Annotated in this window: 3 protein-coding genes; 2 read left to right on the top strand and 1 reads right to left on the bottom strand. The window is 43.0% G+C overall.

Annotated features, from left to right (window positions below):
• A partial coding sequence (locus AC1DVJ_RS29395; RefSeq protein WP_477596195.1) for a DUF3502 domain-containing protein occupies nt 1-536 on the top strand: 536 nt, incomplete at its 5' end.
• Between the two features lie 156 nt (nt 537-692).
• Here AC1DVJ_RS29395 and AC1DVJ_RS29400 read toward each other — a convergent pair.
• Entirely contained in the window at nt 693-1,139 is a 447-nt protein-coding gene (locus AC1DVJ_RS29400; protein ID WP_477596197.1) for a helix-turn-helix domain-containing protein, read from the bottom strand.
• Between the two features lie 178 nt (nt 1,140-1,317).
• Between AC1DVJ_RS29400 and AC1DVJ_RS29405 the strand changes: the two genes are divergently transcribed.
• Nucleotides 1,318-6,175: immunoglobulin-like domain-containing protein (locus tag AC1DVJ_RS29405; RefSeq protein WP_477596199.1), on the top strand; the 4,858-nt coding region annotated here is incomplete at its 3' end.

The raw sequence follows: 6,175 nt of genomic DNA on the forward strand, positions 1-6,175 counted from the left end.
TAGCGATTACAAGAACATCTAAAAATCCTGAGCGTGCTATGCAGCTTATTAATTTGTTAGATACGGCTAAGGGGAAAGATCTGTATAACCTTCTCGTATGGGGTATTGAAGGCAAGCATTACAAGAAAACTGGCGACAATAAAATTGAAACAATCGGTTACTCAGGTCAAGGAACTGCAGATGCTAAATATGGCGCATTTGTCTGGGGTCTTGGTAACGTAGCTAATAGTTTCGAAACACAAGCCAACCCAGCTAATTACACGAAAATCTGGCAAGACGCGAATGCCACTGCAACCGTTTCACCATTACTTGGTTATAAACCAAATCTTGATCCAATTAAAACAGAGCTTGCACAAATCGCGGCGGTTGTTAAAGAATATGCTGGTGCAGGTGGATCAGTTATTGAAACAGGAGCAGTTGCTGAGTCTGACAAAAAATATGCTGAATTCATTGACAAAATGAAAAAAGCAGGTTCAGACAAAGTAGTAGCTGAACTGCAAAAACAAGTTGATGAGTTCTTGAAAACTAAGAAATAATTTGAAGTAAATGGATTAAACGAAAGGAGTCATTGCTTAGTATGTGCAATGACTCCTTTTCACTTACATCTAGAATCAAGATTTAATTTAATTCAAAGCGTTTACAAACAAAAATAGCCCTCACCACGATGGGAAAGGGTTTGAAATGTTATGGACTTATTCGCTTTCTAACTCCGTAATAAAGCGGTCAATAAAGTTGATCATCTCGTCAACAAATACAGTCCCGCGGTCAAACGGGATTGTCTCAAGTTTGGACGCTCTCTGTACCAATGCATTCAATCGCTCAATCGCGTGGGGTCTCGTTTCGAAGATACTTGCCAACGCTTGTGCAGGAATCTCTAAAAGAGCGTATAAACGCATGTGATTGATTCCGTAATAGGTAGATAAGGCTTTTATCATAGTTGATGAGGGCTTTTTAACACCTCGTTCTAATTCTGACAAGTAGTTGGCCGATATGTCTAATACCTTTGCAACGTCTCTAAGACTCTGTCCCCGATCTGATCTCAATTCGAAAAGACAATGACCAAAACGGGTTAATGCTTGTGATTCCTTGACCTTCTGTTCTAACGATTTTGACACGATTGTTCCCTCTCTTAATTCCATTATTTACGAATATACATTCACTATTGAAATATTGTAATATGGGTGTAACCTAGTGGCGAACACGATTACAATGATACCACAAGGACGAAGAAATGCAAGGACAACACCGCAGTCGAAATGATAGCGTTTACAAGGGAGAATGTGAGCCCGAAAATAATAAAATTTGGAGGTAAAATTTATGCATCAGGGAACTGCTAAAAAAACGCACAAAATGATGACCCTATTTTTAGCTTTAATTATGATTTGCGCACCCATTCTATCAATGCCTGTAAAAACTTTTGCAGCGGCTGTAACAAGCTACTACGTTGATGGTACAAACGGAAACGACTCTAATGATGGTCTGTCTACATCGTCAGCATTTAAGACGATCCAAAAAGCTGCCAATGTTGCAGTTTCCGGTGACAATGTCGAAATTATGGCTGGAACTTATCGTGAAACAGTAACACCTAAAAGTGATGGAGTGGCGTTTCAGAACTACAATAGTGATAAAGTTACCTTGTCTGGAGGCGATTTGGTCACTGGTTGGACGCCAACAGCAGATGCTGGAATCTATTCGGCGCCAATGTCTTGGGATTACCAAAACGGATATGGCAATATTGTTTATTATACGGATGCAGCGGGAAATGATACATCGCTGAGTCAAGCAAGGTGGCCCAATATTCCTGACAGTATGATGTTTAACAAGGCGAAATATGCCAAGTATTCATCGACAGGGGCTATTGCCGGTACGATAAGTAACGGGGGCGCCAATCTGCAGATGAACAATATCGCCCTTAACACTGCAAATCCTTTGCCTAACAGTACAACAAATGCTTGGAAAGATGCTCTTATTGTTTCATCAGTGTCCAATGGGTTCACCGTTTATACTGGAAAGGTTACGGGAAGTAGTACTACTTTGAGTTTTGAGTGGCCTTATACTACTGGTTACCTTCCCCAATCCGGGTCTCCTGGGTTTGGTTTCTACCTTACAAACTCTTATCAGGCATTGCGTTATGATGTGGCAAATCCGATTACTGGCGTAGCTGGCGTACCGGGAGTAGCGGCATGGTATAAGGACGTTGCTAACCAAAAATTATTTGTTGCTGTTCCGGGTGGAGAAGATCCAAATAACGGTACGATTGAGGCGAAGAAAAGAGAGTTTGCTTTTGACTTAGCCGGTCGTACAGGAATTACGATCAGCGGAATTAATGTACGGGCTGCTGGAGTCAACTTTGCAAACTCAAGCAACAACATGTTTAAGGGTGCAACCATCGAAATGGTGGATTCCTTTAACAAGCCTTTTGCTGTTGATACACCATTATCGGGATTTGTATCTGGTTTTATATTGGATGGTGACCACAACACGATTCGTGATTGTGAAGTTAAAAATATGTTTGGCTTTGGAATCGTTGTTAAAGGCCACGACAACAATGTGATTAACAATCATGTTCACGATTTTAACCGTTATGGACTTTATGCTGATGGTATCAATGTGAATGGGTACAATCATCTGATTAGCCACAATAGTATTCATGCGGGAGGTCGGGCTGCCCTAGGTGGCACATTCACTAGTTCAGTTATTGCGTATAACGACATCTATGACGTGATGAAGATTTCCTATGACGGTGGTATTTTTTATGTTGTGAACAGCGATTTTGGCAGTTCAGAGATTCATCACAATACCGTACATGATAGTCCGGGTGATGGTATTTATTTTGATAACTTGAGTTTCGATGCCGTGGTTTATAACAATATCATTTGGAATGTTACGGTAGGTATGCTCATCAACACACCTAATGAACGCATGATAATGTTAAATAATACGGTATACAACACGAGTAGTCAGTCCTTCGGTACGTGGGGTGATGATGTTGCCGATGGAATTGGTTCTTATGGAAGCGTGCTAATGGGCAATATTCTTGAAAATACTGGATTTGAATCTCAAGCTGCAGGCGGTGCGATTGAACAAAGTAATACTTTAGACACAAGAACCAATATCCAAAGTATGTTTGTAGACCCAGCTAACAAAAACTTTGCACTTAAAAACCCAGAAAGTCAACGAAGTGTCGTGATTCCCGGTGTTACCGACGGATTTACTTCCGCTGCACCTGTCAAGGGTGCTGTTCAACCTGGCATGCCATGGAAATCGGGACACGATTTTGACAATGCGGCAAACATCAACCCGACTTTTAAGCTAAACAATATTCCTTATAAACAGTTGCTCAAAAATGCTGGTTTTCCTACCGGCGATCTGAACGGATGGACGACTACGAATACGCCAGAAATCGTCGTACACAATGGTTGGGATTTCAGAGCCAGCGGTTTGGTAAGAGACGGCGCTTATGGTGTAGCGTTGAATGAAGGTGATGGGATTGCTCAAACTGTCACTGGTTTGAAACCAAACACCACATATAATTTAAGTGTTTGGGGTAAGGTACTGGGAAAACAAGTTCCAGCTACCACCATGACTGCAGGAAGTGATCCTGTTACTCCTGTAAATTATCGCGCAATGAATGGTTACATGATTCCAGGAACGAAAACTACCCTAAAATTTACGGGTATTGATTTCGGGGCGGGCATGTATGACAAAGTAAATTTTGCTACAGTTGCTGCTTCTGGTACCGGCAAGATTGAGATGTATATTGGTGACCCAGCGAATGGGGGTACTTTGGTTGCGACAGATCCGTTTAGCGATGACGTAGCGGGACAAAAAGGGCAATGGTATTATAGAAATGCCATAGCACTTACTGCAGTAACAGGGGTTAAAGACGTGTATTTGGTGTTTACGAATACGAATACAACGGTTCCTTTGAATTGCTATTTTGCTGATTTTACATTGTTTGATTCTACAGTTGATCCAGCTACGGATTATATTGAACTGGGAGCTAGTGGACTTGCCGGTGGTACAGTGACAAGCAAGATTACTAGTACAACCTTTACTAAGGGCACTGCAAGCCGTCCTAGCATCGTTTCCTTTACCACAGGACCAAGTGATACCAGTGTGACCATCTATGCCAAAAAAGCAGGTGGCGGCGGATTGACAGGTTATTTGGATGAGTTTGGTTTGGCAGAAGAAATGGCTTATTCCGGTTTGAAGGGAACTACGAGTGGCAGCACCGTTAATTTGAGATGGCAAAATGTGCCGGGAGCGGTAAGTTTCGATGTGCTGCGTTCGACTGTCGCAGGCGGACCTTACACGACAGCGGTATGCAGTGCAGTAACGAACTTCGCTTGCACGGATGCAACGACGATGCAAGGATTGACCTATTATTATGTCTTGAAATCACGGGATTTAAACGGCGCCGTAATCTCAACTTCGGATGAATTCGCGATCTCTTTAGCATATGTGACATCGGGTGACCCGACTCAATCCATGTATTCGTTTGACAGTTTTGAAACCGGCCTTAACAATTGGGCTGTAGCTTTGGGTACGCCAACGCTAAGCTCCGCTAAAAGTCATTCTGGCTCTAGGAGCTATATTACTAACGAAGACAAGGATGCGATTCAGCAAACCTTTTCTACTCCACAAAACAAAGTCGTATCTCTATGGTTCTACGATGACGCATCAAAGACCTGTGCGTCACCAGCGCCAGGGTGCATGCAGAATGCAGTCATGGTCGATGACGGTACGAATATCAGATCAATCGGAGTCAACACTGCGACAGCGGGCGCAACAAACAAATATGTCTACCGTATAGGCGGTACTCTTACGGCTTCAACTGTAACTAGATCTACTGGCTGGCATCAATTTGTATTTGATTATACCTCTGGGACCAAAGTAGATATGTATATCGATGGTACGATTGTCGCTTCCCCAACAGGACTTACGAACTTTAAACGTATTATACTTGGCGATCAATGGGCGGCCAATTTGGTTACAACCTATTACGATGACGTGAGAATTGATACGAGTCTGCCAGCATACTCGATCAATTTAAGTGGTGCGAATGAAATCACTACGTTGAATGGCACACTTCAGTTGCAGGCTTCTGTCCTACCTGCGGCTGCAAGCAACAGTTTAACTTGGAGCGTCTATGATGCCGATGGTGTCACGGAGACAGATAAAGCAACGATTGATTCGAATGGATTACTTACGGCTAAAAAAGACGGCACAGTTATCGTGGTTGCGACAGCTAATGACAATAGCGGTGTAAAAGTTTCCAAAACGATTACAATTAGCGGACAAATACCGGTTGCATCCATCTCTGTAAATGGTGCAGATGGAGTCAATGCAATCGCCGTTGAATATGGCACACTGCAAATGCAGGCTACAGTTATGCCGACTAATGCTGCAAATAAAAGTGTAACATGGAGTGTCTTCGAGGCCGATGGCGTCACGACGACGGATAAAGCAAGTATTAATGTCAACGGGGTACTCACAGCGGTAACAGAAGGGAATGTCCAAGTAGTTGCGACAGCTGTTGACGGCAGCGGTGTACAAGGTTCCAGTTCTGTAATCATTGATTACACACCGGCTGTAACGACAGACAACGCCCCTGCCGGATGGGTCAATTCAGATACTACCGTAACTTTAAACGCTATTGATAACGTCTCGGGTGTAGCGGCAACTTACTTTACGGTAGACGGTGGCACTCAACAAAGCGGAAATGCGATTTCGTTTAACACAGATGGCGTCCATACGCTTGTATATTGGAGTGTGGATCATGCAGGCAACGTGGAACAAGCCCACACGGTAACCGTAAGCATCGACAAGACGGCTCCGACCATTACGGTATCAGGCTCTAATTCTACAACTGTTTACTTGGGCTCGACTTACACAGACGCTGGGGCGACAGCTACTGACAATGTGGATGGCGATGTAACGAGCACGATTGTAACAACTGGAACAGTTGATACATCCAAAGAGGGTACTTATACAATTACGTATAGTGTCCAAGATCGTGTTGGAAACACAGCAATCACTACGAGAACGGTTCAAGTAATAAACGTCTATAAGTTTAGTGGAATTCTAAACCCGATAAATTCKGATGGTTCAAGTGTTTTCAAAAAAGGAAGCACAGTTCCAGTGAAATTCCAACTAACGGACGCTTTAAATC

The sequence above is a fragment of the Paenibacillus sp. P4_A9 genome, assembly GCF_056402415.1.